The organism is Lichenibacterium dinghuense (assembly GCF_021730615.1).
GTDB lineage: Bacteria > Pseudomonadota > Alphaproteobacteria > Rhizobiales > Beijerinckiaceae > Lichenihabitans > Lichenihabitans dinghuensis.
In genome coordinates, this window is sequence record NZ_JAJLMN010000001.1 from 2129515 (window position 1) to 2146073 (window position 16559).

At 63.5% G+C, this 16559-nt stretch carries 11 protein-coding genes and 4 pseudogenes; 6 read left to right on the forward strand and 9 right to left on the reverse strand.

The features are described from left to right. Positions 1–10: 10 nt before the first annotated feature. From istA (L7N97_RS10350) to L7N97_RS10360, 3 pseudogenes are all read right to left on the reverse strand, one after another. Positions 11–1524 (reverse strand): annotated as a pseudogene (istA, locus tag L7N97_RS10350) (IS21 family transposase). Positions 1525–1732: 208 nt separating this feature from the next. Beyond that, positions 1733–2032: pseudogene (locus L7N97_RS10355) on the reverse strand (transposase); the annotation flags it as partial. A 107-nt stretch (positions 2033–2139) separates the two neighbouring features. Further along, positions 2140–2565, reverse strand: a pseudogene (locus L7N97_RS10360) (NADPH-dependent FMN reductase); the annotation flags it as partial. A gap of 590 nt (positions 2566–3155) precedes the next feature. Here L7N97_RS10360 and L7N97_RS10365 point away from each other — a divergent pair. Beyond that, positions 3156–4088 carry a LysR family transcriptional regulator gene (locus tag L7N97_RS10365; protein WP_237478216.1) on the forward strand — a complete coding sequence of 311 codons (933 nt, stop codon included), beginning with the start codon at positions 3156–3158 and terminating at the stop codon, positions 4086–4088. Positions 4089–4090: 2 nt separating this feature from the next. Here the strand turns inward: L7N97_RS10365 and L7N97_RS10370 are convergent, their stop codons facing one another. Both L7N97_RS10370 and L7N97_RS10375 read right to left on the reverse strand, forming a co-directional pair. Beyond that, positions 4091–5038, reverse strand: coding sequence for a nucleoside recognition domain-containing protein (locus L7N97_RS10370; RefSeq protein ID WP_237478217.1), 948 nt, complete (start codon positions 5036–5038; stop codon positions 4091–4093). Further along, positions 5035–6009 (reverse strand): quinone oxidoreductase family protein, encoded by a 975-nt coding sequence (locus tag L7N97_RS10375; protein WP_237478218.1) that lies wholly within the window; start codon positions 6007–6009, stop codon positions 5035–5037. The genes L7N97_RS10370 and L7N97_RS10375 overlap by 4 nt, the downstream gene beginning before the upstream one ends. A 399-nt stretch (positions 6010–6408) precedes the next feature. On the opposite strand from L7N97_RS10375, the gene L7N97_RS10380 reads away from it, so the two are divergent. The 3 genes from L7N97_RS10380 to L7N97_RS10390 all read left to right on the forward strand — a co-directional run bounded on the left by L7N97_RS10380 (position 6409) and on the right by L7N97_RS10390 (position 9110). Beyond that, the gene (locus L7N97_RS10380; RefSeq protein ID WP_237478219.1) at positions 6409–7602 is read left to right on the forward strand and encodes an IS256 family transposase; all 1194 of its coding nucleotides are present in this window, start codon (positions 6409–6411) and stop codon (positions 7600–7602) included. A 302-nt stretch (positions 7603–7904) separates the two neighbouring features. After that, on the forward strand, positions 7905–8459 hold the full coding sequence (locus L7N97_RS10385; RefSeq protein WP_237478220.1) for a hypothetical protein: 555 nt from the start codon (positions 7905–7907) through the stop codon (positions 8457–8459). A 42-nt stretch (positions 8460–8501) separates the two neighbouring features. Continuing rightward, positions 8502–9110, forward strand: a complete 609-nt coding sequence (locus L7N97_RS10390) for a M15 family metallopeptidase (RefSeq protein ID WP_237478221.1) — start codon at positions 8502–8504, stop codon at positions 9108–9110. Between the two features lie 432 nt (positions 9111–9542). Here the strand turns inward: L7N97_RS10390 and L7N97_RS10395 are convergent, their stop codons facing one another. After that, a complete protein-coding gene (locus L7N97_RS10395; RefSeq protein WP_428980977.1) occupies positions 9543–9782 on the reverse strand; it encodes a transposase in 240 nt (79 codons plus the stop codon). A 246-nt stretch (positions 9783–10028) separates the two neighbouring features. Between L7N97_RS10395 and L7N97_RS10400 the strand changes: the two genes are divergently transcribed. After that, positions 10029–11459 carry a toll/interleukin-1 receptor domain-containing protein gene (locus tag L7N97_RS10400; protein WP_237478222.1) on the forward strand — a complete coding sequence of 477 codons (1431 nt, stop codon included), beginning with the start codon at positions 10029–10031 and terminating at the stop codon, positions 11457–11459. Positions 11460–11518: 59 nt separating this feature from the next. Continuing rightward, complete coding sequence (locus tag L7N97_RS10405; protein ID WP_255721640.1) at positions 11519–12415, forward strand: DUF4231 domain-containing protein; 897 nt, start codon at positions 11519–11521, stop codon at positions 12413–12415. 652 nt (positions 12416–13067) lie between these two features. On the opposite strand, the gene L7N97_RS29700 is transcribed toward L7N97_RS10405, so the two are convergent. The 3 genes and pseudogenes from L7N97_RS29700 to istA (L7N97_RS10415) form a co-directional block, all read right to left on the reverse strand. Continuing rightward, on the reverse strand, positions 13068–13196 hold the full coding sequence (locus L7N97_RS29700; protein WP_255721641.1) for a hypothetical protein: 129 nt from the start codon (positions 13194–13196) through the stop codon (positions 13068–13070). Positions 13197–13333: 137 nt separating this feature from the next. Further along, complete coding sequence (istB, locus tag L7N97_RS10410) at positions 13334–14068, reverse strand: IS21-like element helper ATPase IstB (protein ID WP_237478175.1); 735 nt, start codon at positions 14066–14068, stop codon at positions 13334–13336. 11 nt (positions 14069–14079) lie between these two features. Then, a pseudogene (istA, locus tag L7N97_RS10415) lies at positions 14080–15564 on the reverse strand (IS21 family transposase); the annotation flags it as partial. Positions 15565–16559 lie beyond the last annotated feature (995 nt).

Consider the following 16559-nt stretch of genomic DNA (forward strand, 5'->3'; position numbering starts at 1 on the left):
AAGTCTCCTATCAGTGGAAGTAGCCTGCGCCGCGCAGGTTCGGATGATCGATGATCTTCGTCGTTTCTGTTATTCGAGACTTTCGGTCGAGGTTGTTGGCAATGATGGAGGCGATGCTCTTGTAGGTGAGCGCACCGATGGCCGTGGCCCGGGCGGAGATGGCCTCGGCCCGAGCTGGGGCGAGGCCGCGAAACAGGCGCAGCACGCCCAGGCAGGTGCGGAAGCCCTGCTCGGGATGGGGACGCCCGCGCAGGATGGCGATGACGAGGCCCTCGGTTTCGGGGCCGATCTCCCGGCCCCAGCGCTCGAAGCGGGCCGGCGTCCATTCCGCGTAGCGCCGGTGAGCGCTCGGCATGTGCTCGACGTCGGTGCCGTGCCGGGCGCCGCCATAACGCCGGTCGTGGGCGGCGACGCGCTGGCCGCGGTGGAACACCTCCACGGTGCGCTCCGTCAGGCGCACGTCCACCTGCTCGCGGATCAGCGCATGGGGCACCGAGTACAGGAAGCCGGCAGCCTCGACGTGGTAGTCGAGGTTGACCCGTGCCAGCCGCCACTCGGCAAAGACGTAGGGTGCCGACGGCAGGGGTAGCAGGGCGGCCCGCTCCACGGCCTCGAACAGCGCCCGGCGCGTGGTGCCGAGGCGGCGCATGGGGTGGGCGTTGATGCGCTCCACCATGGCCGCGATGGCGGCGTTGCACTCGGCCAGCGAGAAGAACGTCTGGGCCCGCAGGCGTCCCAGGATGTAGCTCTGGGCGAAGCGGACGCCGTTCTCCACCTTGGCCTTGTCGCGCGGCTTCCTCGGCCGGGCCGGCAGCACGCCGATGCCGTAGTGCTCGGCCATGGTGCCGTAGGAGCGATTGATCTCCGGATCGTAGAAGGACGCCTTGTTGATCCCGCTCTTGAGGTTGTCGGGCACCACCAGGCGCGGCACGCCGCCCAGAAAGTCGAACAGGCGCACGTGGGCGCCGATCCAGTCCGGCAGCGCCTGGGTCCACGTCGCCTCGGCGTAGGTGAGGTTGGAGGCGCCCAGCACCGCCACGAAGATCTCGGCCTGTCTCACCACGCCGGTGGCGGGATCGACGATGGGCACGCGCTTGCCGGAATAGTCGACGAACACCTTGTCGCCGGCGGCATGGTGTTGGCGCATCACCGGCGTGACACGGCGTTCGAACTCCTGTAAAGATCACAGAAGCGCGAGTAACCGTAGCCGCCGGTCTCAGATACACGATACTCTTCCCAGAGAACCATCAGGTTGACGCCGGGCCTGCGCATCTCGCGCACCATCGACGGCCAGTCTGGCTCGACGCGTCGTCTGACGCCTTGCTTCACGCCGACGCGGTCGAACAGCCGCTGTTCGAGGACGGCGTCGGTGATCTCTTCATCGATCGGCCAAGCCAAGCCCGCCGCTGACGCACGGGCGAGGTTGTCCTGGACGGTGGACCGCGCGATGCCGAGCGTTCGGCCGATCTCGCGGGCGCTCACCCCGTCGCGGGCGAGCCGGAGCATGTGTCGGATCTGTCGCATCGTCAGCTCTCTCCTGGCCGGCATCCCGATCTCCTCGCGTGGGGGGGCGAGGCAGGGTGCCGCGGTTGCTGACCTGCGGGGACGCTATTGCCGGATCAGGGTGGCCGGCTTCATCTCGGAACGGTGGCCGGCATCAAATCGGAATGGCGGCCGGCTTCATCTCGGAATCAGTGGCCGGCTTCGATCGGAATCCGCACGCGATCCCCTGCGCCATCTTGAACACGGGATCGTGACGCAAGCTCGTGGCATCATTGCCGTCCTCGTAGCCGGCCGCGATCATCAGCATGCGGAAGCGGATCATGTCGGCCAGGGAATGGGAGACCAGCGCCGGATCGCGCGGGTCGACCAGGCACCCGGCCAAGCGCTCCGCCACGCCAAGCCGGCTCTCGACCTCGCGCAGCACCAGCACGCCCGCGTCCGACGACAACGCGCCCCCGTCGAAGAAGGCCTTCACGGCGCGGCCTGCGACAGGTGACAAGCCGGGCAACGGCAACGTAGGATCGTCCATGGCGGGTGCGGCTTCCGTGATGCGGATCGGACTGGTTTCAGCACCCAAATCCTAAACTGCACCAACGCGTTGGGCTACACCCGCCACCTCACAAACGAATTTTTCGGGCTAGAAACAACGACCATGCCCATCTCCGACAAGATGCCGTGCCAAGCCAGCCCCGACCGGACGCCGGCAGAACGGCCCGCCGAGTAGCTGGCGACTGCGGCCGGGCGCCAGAACCACTCCTCGAGGAAATGGTCCGTCAAGTTCTTGAGGCCGGGCTGGACGCTCCAGTTGTACTCGCCCGTCACGAAGACGAAGGCGTCGGCCGCTCGAATCCGGCTTGCCAGCGCCTGCAGCGCGCCCGGCGCCGTTCCGGGAGGATATTCCTTGTACATGCGATCGAGCATCGGCAAACCGATCTCCCTGGCATCGACCAGTTCCGGATGCGCGCCGCGCTCAGTGAACGCACGCACCAAGTGCTTGGCGAGGCGAATACCCTGTCTGTCCGTTCTGTAGGAACCATAGAAGACCAGGATGGTGTCTGGCATGGACGATCTCCTTGTTCGAGAATAACGGCATTCTGCTCGCCCCGCGATCCGCGTCAGATTGGGGACAAACGCGAGGGGGCCACGTGTCACGTCGGGACCGAGCCTGCCCACGCGCATCGTAGAGCCGGCCTAGCCAACGCGATCGAAAACCAGCGACGCCTTCGTGATCCGGAACGATGATGCGTCCCTTGCGGACGCCGGCGGGGTGCAACGCCGGCATCGGCTCCATAACTCGCTCGAGGGCGCCGAAGGTCCTGATGGCCGGCGGGTTCCGGTCGCGCCACGAAGCGAGGCGGCAACTCGTTCCAGTGGTTAGGCCGGCGGGGGTCGGCATACCGGTGCCTCCGCCAAGTCATCGCACGACGTCGATGGATCATCCGAGGCGACCTGCTTCGCCAGGCAACCTCCTCCGCCGCGAAGGAACGGTCGTTGGAGACCGGCGTCCGTGGTCGGAAGGGCATGGCTCCACGTTTCCTTCGGACGTAGCCGGTTCAAGCGCATGAGCCGAGGTTGCCCTTTTGGGCATCGACGCAGGTAGGGCAGCGTCGTCCCGCAGCGCGGAAAGCCGTCCGCTTTCGGTGGGAGGAGTCATGCAGGACCTCGATGGTCGTCATGCCGACGAGATGGCGGCCTTCCTCGCCGTCGCAGGCTCGTTGTCGTTCGTCGGCGCCGGTGGACGGCTCGGGCGCCATCCAACGGTCATCTCGAAGCGCGTGGCCGCGTTCGAACGCAGGTTGGGTGTGCGCCTCATCGAAAGGACGACGCGGACCGTGCGCCTCACCGAAGCAGGTGCGCGCCTCGCCGAGCGCTTGACGGCGGCGGGGGCTCTGGTCCGCGAGGCCGAGCAGGAGGTCTCGGCCGGAGCGACCGCGGTACAGGGAAGGCTGCGGATAGCCTTCCCGGAATCGATGGGTCGCATGTGGCTCGCGCCACGGCTCCCGACCTTCCTGCGGCGCCATCCGGCGTTGGAGGTCGAGGCTTTCTACAGCGAACGCTACGTGGACCTCGTGGCGGAGGGATTCGACGCCGCGGTCCGGATCGGGGTGCTCAAGGACAGTCGCCTCATCGCTCGGCGCCTGGGGCGGCTGCGGCGTATCCTCGGTGCCTCGCCCGAGTACGTTCGACGCCATGGTGAGCCGGCGACCCCGCTTGAACTCGCCGACCATAACTGCCTCGAGTTCACGCGTCTCGCATCCTACCCGGAATGGCGCCTGTCTGACGGCGTCAGGACCGAAGTCGTGGTCGCCCGAGGCTCGCTGCGTTCCAACGACAGCGGCGCTCTGCTGGATGCGGCGAGGGCCGGCACCGGCATTCTCGGGGCGGGCGAGTGGCTCATGGTCCGGGATTTCACGGCCGGCACGCTCGTACCGATCCTGCCCGGCTGGACGTTCGACGTGGACGGTGGTGTCTACCTGGTCCGGCCCTCGCTCCGCCTTGCGCCCGCGCGGACCGAGGCCTTCGCTGCTTGGTTGGGCGAGCAGTTCCGCCATGGCATGCCCTGGGACGACGTCGGTGCACACTGAGGTCACCGCATCCACGCCGCGAACGCCACTCCGCCCACGGTCCGCAACGCGATGCCAAGGACGGCCCCTCCGACGGCGGGGAGCAAGGTCCGACCCAGGCGCGGTCCCGCGGAGATGAGGATGGCCACTCCGGGCAGATCCAGTGGATGGAGGAGGAACCCAGCCCCCTCGTTCACCATCGCCGCCCCGAACCGCCCTTCTCTGGCCAATCCGTCGACCACACCGAGCAGGGCCGTGCTTCCGGCGAGGTACTTCGTCAAGGTGGGCAGCACGAACCCCGGGTCCACACCGAGCGCGGCGAGCACCGGGGCGAGGAGACGCGTGAGTTCCCCGACGACGCCGGCGCGCTCCAATCCGAAGACGACAGCCAACGAAAGGAGCAACGTCGGGACGATGTTGACAACGATCTGAATGGCTTCCGCACCGCCCAGGTTGATGGTCCGGAGAAACGACGGCTTGGTCGCGGCCACCCTCTCGTAGAAGCTGGCGGCCACCAGCGCACCCGAGAGATGCCGACCGGACAGCCAGTACGTCGCCGCGGCCGCGACCAGGCCACCGAGCGCGGAGAAGGCGAGCGTGACGCCCGGCAGCAGGCCGCGCGCGGCCAGCGGGAAGGTGGCGTTGGCGGGCGCCATGGCGAGTACGGCGGCCAAGGCCGCCGCGAGGTGACGGTCCGAGGTGCCCTGGTCCTCCATCAAGGTGAGCGTCGGCAAGGGCGCGACGAAGCTGACGAAGCTGATCTGCAGCATGGCCAGGACCGCGAGTCCCGTCAGTCCGAACGGACGCGCGACCGGGGCGCACCACGCGACCAACCGATCCAGGATGCCGTGCACTTCCAGCAGGCGAAGGACGACCATCGTCACCACCATGATCGGCATCAGGGTGTAGAGGGCCAGTTCGATCGCACTGCGACCAGCTTGGAGGACGACGTCGACGAACGTGCCCATCATGGTTTGAGCACGATTGCGCCGGCCGACCTTCCACCTTCGAGCGCCGCGTGCGCCGCCGCCGCCTCGGCAAGGGGGTAGGCTCTCCAGATCGCCGGTCGGATGGTGCCGTCCGACGCGGCGGCGAAGACGTCCCCGGCACGCCGACGATACTCGCCGAGTTCGGTGGCGTGCGCCGCGAGGCCAGGTCGCGTCAGGAACAGTGATCCCTTGGCGTTCAGGGTGCCGACCGCGACGGGGTCGGGCGTTCCGCTCGAAGCGCCGAGCGAGACCATCAGCCCGCGAGGGCGAACGCTGTCGATCGAGGCGGAGAAGGTGAGCTTGCCGATCCCGTCGTAGACCACGTCCGCCTTCCGGCCAGCCGTGAGGCGGGCCACCTCCGCGGGAAGGTCGCAAGTCCCCCAAACGAGCACGGCATCGCAGCCCGCCGCCCGCGCGCGATCCAGACTGGCTTCCCTGGACACCACCCCGATCACGGTCGCACCCAGGGCTTTCGCCCAGGTAGCCATGATCCGGCCGAGCGCGCCCCCGACGCCGTAGAGCAGCACGACGGTACCCTGGACGACCGGGTAGGTATCGTGCAGGAGATAATGAGCGGTCACCCCTTTGAAGAGCACCGCCGCCGCTTCGTCGGCGGTCAACGCATCCGGGACCCGGATGAGGCGCTCCGCCGGATAGAGTCGACCGGTGGCGTAGCTTCCGACCGGCCCGAGAATGTAGGCGACGCGGTCACCGACCGCGACGTTCCGCACATCGTGCCCGACCGCCGCCACGCGACCCGCCGCCTCCAGACCAAGACCGTTGGGGAGCGCCAACGGGACAGCGCCGTTCCGTTGCGTGACGTCGAGGTAATTGACCCCGATCGCTTCCTGCTCGATCCAAACTTCGCCGGATCCCGGCTGGCGTTCTTCGACGGTCTCAGCCCTGAGCACGTCGGGCCCGCCCGTCTCTGTCATTCGGATAGCAGTCGCCATGTCCCGACCTCCAATCGATGTGCCAAGGATCTGATGCCATCCCACGTCGCGACAATTTGGAGATGGTGCAGGGGACAACTGCACGACAGGCAGCAATCGTATGTCCTCGACTGGCTTGCGCGGAAGGAGCGCTCACCCGCATCCGCCCAAGAACAGCGATCGCGCAGTGCGCCTGATCCCCGGCAAACGACGAGCGGCCGACTGCTCACTTGCAGGCGGGACCGAATCGCCCGGCGACGGATCTCGCCGAGGCGGGGTAGCGTCCACGGAAGTGGTGGGGATTGTGGAGTTGGGGCGGCGGGCGGAGCTCCGCACATAGCGGAGCCCGCCGCCCCCGGGTGGCCACCGTGCCTCTGGCTAGGATCGGGTTGCGACGTTCGAAACCGACCGGAGAACACGATGACCGACGACACCATGCCACTGTTGGACGCGCTGCTGAAGCGCGGCGGGGGCGACTTCATGAAGAGCCTGGCCGAGGAGGTGCTGGCACGGCTGATGGCCTTCGATGTGGAGGGTCAGATCGGGGCGGCGCGCTTCGAGCGCAGCGAGGCGCGCACCACGCAGCGCAACGGCTACCGGCCGCGCGCCTTCGACACGCGTCTGGGCACGCTGGAGCTGAAGATCCCGAAGCTGCGCAAGGGGTCGTACTTCCCAGCATTCCTTGAGCCGCGCCGCACGACCGAGCAGGCGCTCGTGGCCGTGATCCAGGAGGCGTGGATCAAGGGCGTGTCGACCCGCAAGGTGGACGATCTCGTGCAGGCGATGGGCATCGAGGGCATCTCGAAGAGCCAAGTGTCGGAGCTGTGCGCCGGCATCGACGGGCGGGTGAACTCCTTCCTGGAGCGGCCGATCGAGGGCGAATGGACGTATCTCTGGCTCGACGCGACCTACCTGAAGGTGCGCGAGGACGGGCGCGTGGTGTCGATCGCGGCCATAATCGCCACGGCGGTGAACACCGACGGCCGGCGCGAGATTTTGGGCCTCGGCCTGGGTCCGTCCGAGGCCGCGGTGTTCTGGCTCGACTTTCTCAGGAGCCTGGAGCGGCGCGGCCTCAAGGGCGTCAAGCTGGTGATCTCGGACGCGCACGAGGGGCTGAAGGCGGCCATCGCCCAGGTGTTCAAGGCGACGTGGCAGAGGTGCCGCGTGCACTTCATGAGGAACGCCTTGGCTTATGTACCGAAGGCACAGCACCAGATGGTGGCGGCGGCGATCCGGACAGTGTTCATGCAGGCCGACCATGGCATGGCCTCCACCGTTTGGAGGCAAGTCGCCGATCAACTGCGGGCGAGACTACCGAAGCTGGCTGCATTGATGGACGAAGCCGAGGCGGACGTGATCGCCTTCATGGCCTATCCCAAGTCACACTGGCCGAAGCTGCACAGCACAAATCCGATCGAGCGGCTGAACAAGGAGGTGAAGCGCCGCGCCGACGTCGTCGGCATCTTCCCCAACGAGGCCTCGATCCGGCGCCTCGTCGGTGCGATCTTGCTGGAGCAGAACGACGAGTGGCAGCTCCAGCACCGTTATATGACCCTGGAAACCATGGCGGGCCGCGGCGACGAGCCAACGACCGCTCTTCTCAAGGCAGCCTGAGCCCGGCCGGGCACGGCGGCACACCCAACCAATTTCCACCACCTTGACGGACGTGATCCGAGGCACCTTCTGCCGCGGATATTGGGTCAACCAGGACGAAGGATTTCAAAACCCGCAAACAGCGGCATCGAGTTGCCGCAGCGATGCTCTCCGGCCTATGGTCGGATGGGGATCATGCCTGTACACTGCACAGCCTCTTCGCCTGTCTGAACGGAACCGAGGTCGTCAGCTTGTCAAGAGGATCATTTTATGTGAGCCTTCGCTCGATTGGAGGCTGAATTTTAGCGCTTGGGAGACTCCGAATGGCTTTCCACGCAACGAAACACCGAGTCCTGAACCGGGGAATCGCACCGGATAGCTTCCTTGATGAATTGATCGATTGGGGGACGCAGGCATCGGACGATATATTCGCGCCTAATAAGAATGTTGATATCTATTCCGCCATCGCGGCGGTCCTTGGTCCCTGGCAAGGTATATTACACCGCAAAGCGGTCATGCTTGAAGTGATGAGAGTGTTAGCCGGTTTCGAGTCTTCCTGGGATTGGAATGCTGGGCCAGATAAATCAAATCCGGCATCGATAGCGGAAGTCACGATGGAAGCAGGTGCCTGGCAAGTCAGTGCCGACTCCCTGAAGTTCGGACAAGACCTAAAGGACCTTGTCAATGAACGGGCTGGAACATTGAACGGGAATATTTTTCAAAAGGCTATGAAGCAAGATCATCAACTTGCCATGGAATATATCGCTCGATTGTTACGTCATACAGTCGATCATAACGGTCCTGTCGAAAGACACGAGATAGACCCGTGGTTGCGCCGAGACGCAGTAGCCGAGTTTCAGAGCGCCCTTCTGGCGTGATTGTCTTACGATAGAGTATTTCTTCGAACGAAGGATATCGAAATGGCTTCCTTGTCGGATGTCGTGGACATCCCCTCAAATTTGAATGTCGGCCTTACGGCCTGTCCCGCCTCGCATCTGCTGCAGAAGTTCGGATCGCCTGGCAGCCTGACACCGAAATGCTCACCATTTACAGGCCCAAGTAAAAATCTAATTAGAACCGACTCTGTAGGCCCTTTCAGGGTGACAGGAATGGGTTTCGCTATCGATTCCCTTTCGGATGTTTTCGATCAAGTCAATTCTTTCCATCCAGAGGTGTATGCCGCGATACATACAGCAGGGATGCTGTGTGTCCGGGCCAATAAGGCATCCACCTCAGCATATTCAAATCACAGTTGGGGATGCGCCATCGATTTGTATTTTGGAAGCGATGTCGTACCGTTCGGCGCTCCAAAAACGCAGCTGGGATTTCTCTACATATACGAATTTTTTCGGCAGGCGGGATGGTACTGGGGAGCTGGTTTTTCAGGTAAGAAAGACGCTATGCACTTCGAGCTTAGCCGGGAAGCCATAGACAGCGTTGCGATAGCGCCTTCCCCTGGAGCAGAGCTAGTAGCTGCCGCCGATTATGCCCGACAAATGGGTTACGACGATGTAGAGGAGCCTGCGTAAGTGTCCTGGAGCAACTCCGCCACGAGCGCGACCAGCCTCCTGTTCATCAGCATCACCTGGGCGAAGCGCGCGAGGTATTCGGGAAGGAGGACCGCCCTTCCCGGACGCCACGGCCGACAGGGCAGGTCCCACCGTGGCCAGACCCCGGCGCCTGCAGTCTGTCTCTTCCCAGCCGAGCCAGCTATTTCTATCGCGGACACATGACGACCTGACCGTTCGGTAGCGGCGCATCACTATCCCACAACTTCCCGAACTCCTATCGCCGTGAGTTCTTCTCCTAAGAGACATGCAGGCGTCGCCCCGGAGCCGGATGCCCGGCACCGGGGTCGCGCTCTAGCCTTGGCGGGCCGAAGCCGTGCCGTCTCCGCCAAACGTTGACTGGCAATGGGCTTTGAATTTTGGTTCTCCCGCACTTCCCGTGCTGTTTTGGCGTCATGCGGTGTGCAGAACGCGGGCGCGCAGGAGCGGGAAGCCGGCTCGGCCGTACATGGATCGCTTGATGGCCTTCACGCGGTTGGTCTGCCCCTCGGCGGGGCTGGAGGTCCAGGGCGTATCGATGGCGGCCTGCACGGCGGCGCGGTCCCGCCCGAGCCCGGCCGCGAAGTCGGCGAGCGGCGTGCCGACCGCGTCGGCGAGAAACCGGTTGAGGCCCTCGCCGCCCTCGCGGCGCAACAGGCGACCTGCTCTTACCCTACAGCCCGATCGGCCGAAGTCGAGCTGAGATCCCCGCGCGATGCAGTATCGGCGAGTATGCTCACCCCTGCACATCTCCGTTATCCCCTTCAATCCATGCAATCGGTGATTTTCATTGACCGCACGTTGGTGCTACAATCGAGAACCGACAGTGTGTCTCCCCAGGAGATGCGCTTCCGCAATCGACGCGATAGATTCGCTGCGCAGCAAAATGGAGCGACTTGTATGAGCTACGGCGTATTCATCTCCTATAATCATGACGATAAGAAGATAGCGGATACTCTATTCGAGGCCTTGACCTCTCTATCCGCCGAACTGAAAGTCTTCATTGATCACTCCGGCCTCGAAGGAGGAGATGATTATGAAGACAAAATATCTCGATCTATCCGCGAGTCACAATGGTTCATCATCGTTTGCAGCGGAACGGATCGTTTCGAGAAGGACATGGCTTGGTGCTTCTACGAAGCAGGGCAGTTCCGGGCCAAGCTTCAAGCGGCGGATCAAGTTCACGCAATTCGCGATCGCATATGTTTCATCTACGATGAGGAGAAGCCAAGCCAACTTCGTCGTTATCAAGGTTACAAAGTCACATACGTCGACCAAGACAGGACACCTCTCTCGTTCCGAGTGGAAAATGATGACTCTCTTTCCTACGAACGAACCAGCCTCTTCAGCCTTATCGAGACGATTCTGAGAAGGTCAGCGGCGGAGCCTCTGAGAGATCTCAATGACGCCGCCGTCCGCAAACTGATGCGTGGAGGTGTGAGGAAGCTGACGCTTGCGTTCGCTGAAAATACAATCGACAAGGTCGTCAACGAGGAAGTCTTCCAGCCAAGAATCAACTTCCTTGTTTCACCTCTGGAAACCCAAGGTGTAAAGTCGGCAATGTCTGTCTTGGGAGAATTCAATGCCCTCCCTAACATCTTCAGCATAGCTGGATCAAGCACCACCTGGGGAGAGATAAAAGCTAAAGCCGTGACCTCCAACGGAGGAAATGCGGTTCCGATGTGGGTCACCGATCTAGAGAGAGCTATCAGCGAGGTGGCCGCCGGGGGGATACCGCAGCAGACGGATTTTCTCTGTATCGGCAACGACCGCCGCTTCTACCGACCGATTGTTGGTCGCTACGAGCTTTTCAAAAGCGGCATGAAGAGATGTTATGTGATCTTCATACCATCGCGGGAACGGAGGTTCAATGTATCGCAGCGTTCGTCACTGCTTTTGAGCGCGTTGATTCTCTCGATTCGATTTCGTCAGCGCGTCCTTCCTCTGGTCAACGACCTCGGCAAGGAGACAAATCCAGACAAGAAGAAGGCAGAAATACTGCAACGGCTCATCTCTGAAATAACCCTCGTGGAGTCTGAGTCAGCAGAGTTCGGCCTTGAAGCGCCGAAGGACGAACATGACGATCCAGTGTTGCTCAATGCCTTTCATGCGGATGAGGACAAGGAATTCATACGCAACGAGATGACTGAGTGGTCAAAATCAAGGAACGTCGTCTTCAATATCATAGCTGAAGCACAAAGTCCATCGAAAGAAACTTCTTGGGCGCAAGCAGCGAATACAGCCTTGAAGGTATTCGAAAATCTCCGAAAAGTTAATGGCTTATTTATTGATCGGTTAACACTGGAATTGCGCTATGCAGAAAAACTGTGATTGATTGAAAATATATTATCCTTGGAAAACCTAAGTGGAATTCTTTTGGGAAGGCTATGATGAAAAATCTGGCTTGGGATGAGTATAGGGGCTGGGCGAAGCGAGCCCGCACTCTTCAAGCATCTTCTATGTTTTGGAACAGATCTGCCTTGATTTGCATTTGCGCCTCCGCCCTCTGTGCCGCTTGTTCGGCGACGCTTGGGGAGAGCAACGGTTTGGGCAGTATCTTGTCCGCTTCGGCGGCCTTGCTGGCCGCCGTTGGCGCCTTCGTCGGGCGCAACATCTTAGCTCAGGGCGATGAACCCAACTGGCTCCAGGCCAGAGCGACTGCTGAGGGACTGCGGTCCGAATGCTACAAGTATGCTGCGCAGGTCGGGGCTTACGGCGGAGCCGAAGCGTTGCTGGCCTTCCAAGCCGCGCGCACGGCATTGCAGGAAAAAGCTTCGGAGAAGGGATTGTCATCCCTGCCCGATGACGTGCGGGGTGACGATCCGCGTGCTCCACCCGATGGTATGACGATGGATTGGTACTTGACCAATCGCATCGGCGAGCAACGGATCTACTACGATGAGCACCGCGCGAGAAACGAGTCCGGCATGCATGTCCTGCAAGCAGTCACAATCATGTCCGGTTTGATCGCTGTCCTGTTCGGCGTACTGATCAAGACCTCCGGTTACGCGCTTGCACCCTGGATCACTACGGTGACGACCGTATCAACTGCTATCATCGCTTACGGGCTTCTCGACCGCCGCAAATATCTCATTGCCAGCTATGCGGCCACCGCGTCGTGCCTTCGACGATTGGAGGAGCTTGCGAGATCGGGCGCCGCTTCCCTGCCCGACCTTGTGACCCGGACCGAAGACATGCTCCAGGGCGAGCACAGGGCGTGGCTGGACCACACGATGCAGATGGTTGCCAAATCTCCGGTGATTGCCGCGAACCCGAAAGGGGAATAATCGCCACGCTGAAAACAGCCGGCCCAGGAGCCGTGCGTCTGAATGGGAACGTGATCCGCTGCACCTCCTACAGCGCCCCACCATCCGGACGGGGACGAGGTGCCGACCGACGGTCAGCTGGTGGCTGGGGCGGCGCAGGAACCGCTCCGGTCCGCCCCGGCGGTCATGCCCGGGAGGTCAGCGTGCTGCACCGGAGCCTGTCGGAGAACGTCCGCACTGCGTAGCTGAAGGCGAGCGACGAGGAAGTGCAGGCGGCGGCCTGAGCGAGGGTGCGGCTCCGCGGCTGGGGTGACGCGGGGACGCGAGGCGGCTCTGAATCCCGTCGCGTTCAACACCATAGGCCAGCCTGCAACGTGGGCGCCTCGGGAAATCCGGTTCGCATGAACCGACGTCGGCCCACGCGCCGACATCTCGTGCCAAGCTTCGAAGGTGCCGGCGCAGTTCCGACAGGTGACGCCGCATGGACGGCGGCTCGCATCGGCGCTCGCCAGCTATCGAGACCATCGAACGCTGGTGACATATGGTTTCGACGGAATCGGCTCGGTCATACCAAGTCCGCGACCTTCACCGACCTGCGCGCGGCTCCCTCCTCCGCTCCCGAGGAGCTACACCACCCGCCGGGACACGACCCCGATCACTGGCCGATCGCAGCTCAGAACATGCCGGAACCCCGCCGGTGGCGGTCGTCGATGAGCGTGGCAGCCAGGGCCGTCCAGCCGGTCTGGTGGCTGGCGCCGATGCCGCGGCCGGTGTCGCCGCAGAAGAACTCATTGAAGAGCACGAGGTGTCAATCGGCGTTGAAATTTGACCCCCTATCGGCGTCCAATGTTGACCCCCTTGCTGCAATCTGAGGCGGTAGCGGCCGCCCGGCGAAGCGGGTCAGGGTTGCGCAGCCGGGCGGCTGCGGTGGCGTGATGCTCAGGCCGAGGCGCGGTTTTTGAAGCGCCAACTCTCGTTGCCGGTCTCGACGATCTCGCAATGGTGGGTGAGCCGGTCCAGCAGTGCGGTCGTCATCTTGGCATCGCCGAACACGTTCGGCCATTCACCGAAGGCCAGGTTGGTCGTCACGATGACGGAGGTCTGCTCGTAGAGGCGGCTGATGAGATGGAAGAGGAGTTGCCCGCCAGACTGGGCAAAGGGCAGATAGCCGAGTTCGTCGAGCACGATGAAGTCCATGCGCGACAGGTAGTCGGCCATGCGGCCGTGGCGGCCGGCGCGGCCTTCGGCTTCGAGCCGGTTCACGAGGTCGACGACGTTGAAATAGCGGCCACGGGCGCCGTTGCGGATGCAGGCTCGGGCGATCCCGATGGCGAGGTGAGTCTTGCCGGTCCCGGTGCCGCCCACCAGGACAGCGTTGCGCTGGTGAGCAAGGAACTCGCCGCCGGCGAGATCGCGCACCAGCATCTCGTTGATGAGCGTGCCTTCGAACCGGAAATCCTCGATGTCCTTGGCTAAAGGCAGCTTGGAGATGGTGATCTGATACTTGATCGAGCGCGCCTGTTTCTCGGCGATCTCGGCCTGCAGCAGATCACCGACGATGCGTTGCGGCTCGTGCTGGCGCTTCAACGCCGTGGTGATGATCTCGTCGTAGCCGGCCTTCATGCCGTAAAGCTTCAGGTCCACCATCGTGGCCAGGATTTCGGAACGTTCCATCACATGATGCTCCTCAGAGTGTCATAGCGCGCGCAGTCGGCGACGGGCTCGTGCTGCAGGCGCAGCGCGTCAGGGGTATCGATGGTGATGACGCGCGCGGGTTCGCGGCGTCGGGCCAGGATGTTGAGGATGATGTCGGCCGAGTGGACGCCGGCTTCGAGCGCCTCCAGGCAGGCAGCCTCGACGGCCTCCAGCCCGTCGTCCATGGCGGCCGTCAGCAGGCCCACCATCTGGCGATCGCCATCGTCGGCGCCGGCGAGCTTGCGCCGGACGCGCTCGAAGGCGGGCGGCAGCACCCAATCCTGAACGGCGCCCCGTTACGCAGGGCGCCGGGCTTGCGGGCCAGCACCGGCACATAATGCCAGGGCTCGAATACGGTCTCGTTGCGGCCGAACCTGCGAACATGCTCGCCCACGACATGGCCGCCCTGGCGCAACTCGATCCGCTCCGCATAGGCCCGCACTTCGACGGGGCGGCCGACGGCGCTCGCCATCACCGAGTAACGGTTGTTGTCGAAGCGGATCAGGCACGTCTTGGACACCGAGACCGGCACGGCGTGGAAACCGTCGAAGGCGCTGACATAGGGCACGAGGCTCGGCCGCTCCGCCTCGAACGCCTGCCAGACCGTGATCTCCTTGTTCTCGGGATGGGGATGGCCCTTGGCGTAAGCGACGCACTGATCGAGGAGCCACCTGTTCAGCTCCTCGATGCTCTTCACGCGCAGGCGGGGCGTGAAGAAGCGCTCGCGCACCAGCCGACTCGGTTCTCGACTTGGCCCTTCTCCCATCCCGACGCCGGCGTGCAGGCGACGGGATCGACGAGATAGTGAGCGCACATCTGCTGAAAACGGCGGTTATATTGTCGTTCCTTGCCGACGAGGATCGTTTCGACTGCCGTCTTCATGTTGTCGTAGATGCCGCGGCGGCAGGCGCCTCGAAGAAGGCGAAGGCCTTGTCGTGGGCGTCGAACACCATCTCCTGGCTTTCGCGCGGATAGGCCCGCGCAAACAGCATGCGGCTGTGGCAGAGCCGGACGTGGGCCACCTTGATGGTGACGGTGGTGCCGTTGATCAGCACGATCTCGTGGCTCCAGTCGAACTGGTAGGCCTCGCCCGGATCAAAGCTCAGCGGCACGTGGGCGGCGGCCGTCACCGCGACCCGCTCGCGCCGCCAGCCCCGGGCGTAGCGCCGGACAGCGTCGTAGCCGCCCGCATAGCCGCGGCCGCGCAGATCCTCGAACACGCGGATCATGGTGAGCCGCTCGCGGGCCGCCTTGCTGTCGTTGGCGGCCAGCATCTCGTCCAGATCAGCCCGCCACTGCCCGAGCTTGGGCATCGGCTGGACCTCACGCTCGTACTCGAACGCGGTGCGGCCGGTGCGCACCACCTTGCGCACGGTGTTCCGGGACACGTGCAGATCCCGGACGATCTCCTTGATGGACCGGCCTCGAATGAAGAACTCGCGCCTGATGCGCGCAATCGTGTCCACGCCTTTCATCCCCCCCACCGCCCGTCCCGCAACAAGGACGTGCAGCTTGCTCGAATTGCACTCGAGGGGGTCAAAGTTGGACGCCGATCCCCCTCACATGGGGGTCAAAATTCCACGCCTAATCACACCTCTCACCGTGCGACGGAAGCAGAATCGGGGAAAGGACGAAGCATGCCTCCCACGCGTCGATGGACACGTACGGCAGGCTTGTCCACCACATGGCGAAGAGGCGACCTGCCTCGTAGTGGCAGGACATCATCATGCGTGCGTCATCCACGTAGGGCATCCCGATCACTCCCATCACCCGCGGCTTGGTCGGCGCGGAAAACGAATCACGTTTCCCCGACCAGTCTAGGACCAGCACGCGCCTTCCGGAGCCGGAAACGTCGGCCTCGGCGACGCCCGCATCGGAACGGCGAGGCCGACGGGCCGCACGAGTTCGTCCGGTCGGCGGGAGGGACGACGTGCAGACGATTCGCTTCTTCCCGTGGGACGGGCCTCGGGCGAGGGCGACCTGATCTCACCGCGCTCTCGCCATGGCTGGGCAGGGCGCCCCGGCTCGCTTGTTTGGCCGAGATCCATTTCCCTGTCGCGCGACAGTGGAACTGCCCGGCATGTCCAGCATGCCAGGTTCGATTCTGGGAACGCCGGGCGTCCTGGGACCAGTCGCGTTAGGCCGGGTCACCGAATTCCCGACCGACGTCGGCACATTTGAAACTCCGTCCAGGCGCGAGGTCCCTTCCCGGCCCGGGGAAGGCTCGACCACTCGGTGTCGGGCCTGGCATGCTGATGCCCCCTCCCCTACACGTCGTCGATGACCGCATAGGGGGAGTGATCGCCGACCTGTTCCGATGAGGGTCGACCGTTCGCGGTTGGGCTGTCGCAGGCCGACCTGACGATCGCCAGGGAGGGGCCTCGCCTATCCAGGTTCTCCCGCGGTGGGCAATTCGATTCTAACGTCCGGTGTCGGATCTCTGTCGCGGATCCCCCACCAGTGGTCGAGT

What these genes read in the sequence shown, in the direction of transcription:
- L7N97_RS10365 (WP_237478216.1), top strand. Translation starts at nt 3,156, where the DNA reads ATGCAGGACCTCGATGGTCGTCATGCCGACGAGATGGCGGCCTTCCTC.
- L7N97_RS10370 (WP_237478217.1), bottom strand. Translation starts at nt 5,038, where the DNA reads ATGATGGGCACGTTCGTCGACGTCGTCCTCCAAGCTGGTCGCAGTGCG.
- L7N97_RS10375 (WP_237478218.1), bottom strand. Translation starts at nt 6,009, where the DNA reads ATGGCGACTGCTATCCGAATGACAGAGACGGGCGGGCCCGACGTGCTC.
- L7N97_RS10380 (WP_237478219.1), top strand. Translation starts at nt 6,409, where the DNA reads ATGACCGACGACACCATGCCACTGTTGGACGCGCTGCTGAAGCGCGGC.
- L7N97_RS10385 (WP_237478220.1), top strand. Translation starts at nt 7,905, where the DNA reads ATGGCTTTCCACGCAACGAAACACCGAGTCCTGAACCGGGGAATCGCA.
- L7N97_RS10390 (WP_237478221.1), top strand. Translation starts at nt 8,502, where the DNA reads ATGGCTTCCTTGTCGGATGTCGTGGACATCCCCTCAAATTTGAATGTC.
- L7N97_RS10400 (WP_237478222.1), top strand. Translation starts at nt 10,029, where the DNA reads ATGAGCTACGGCGTATTCATCTCCTATAATCATGACGATAAGAAGATA.
- L7N97_RS10405 (WP_255721640.1), top strand. Translation starts at nt 11,519, where the DNA reads ATGAAAAATCTGGCTTGGGATGAGTATAGGGGCTGGGCGAAGCGAGCC.
- istB (WP_237478175.1), bottom strand. Translation starts at nt 14,068, where the DNA reads ATGGAACGTTCCGAAATCCTGGCCACGATGGTGGACCTGAAGCTTTAC.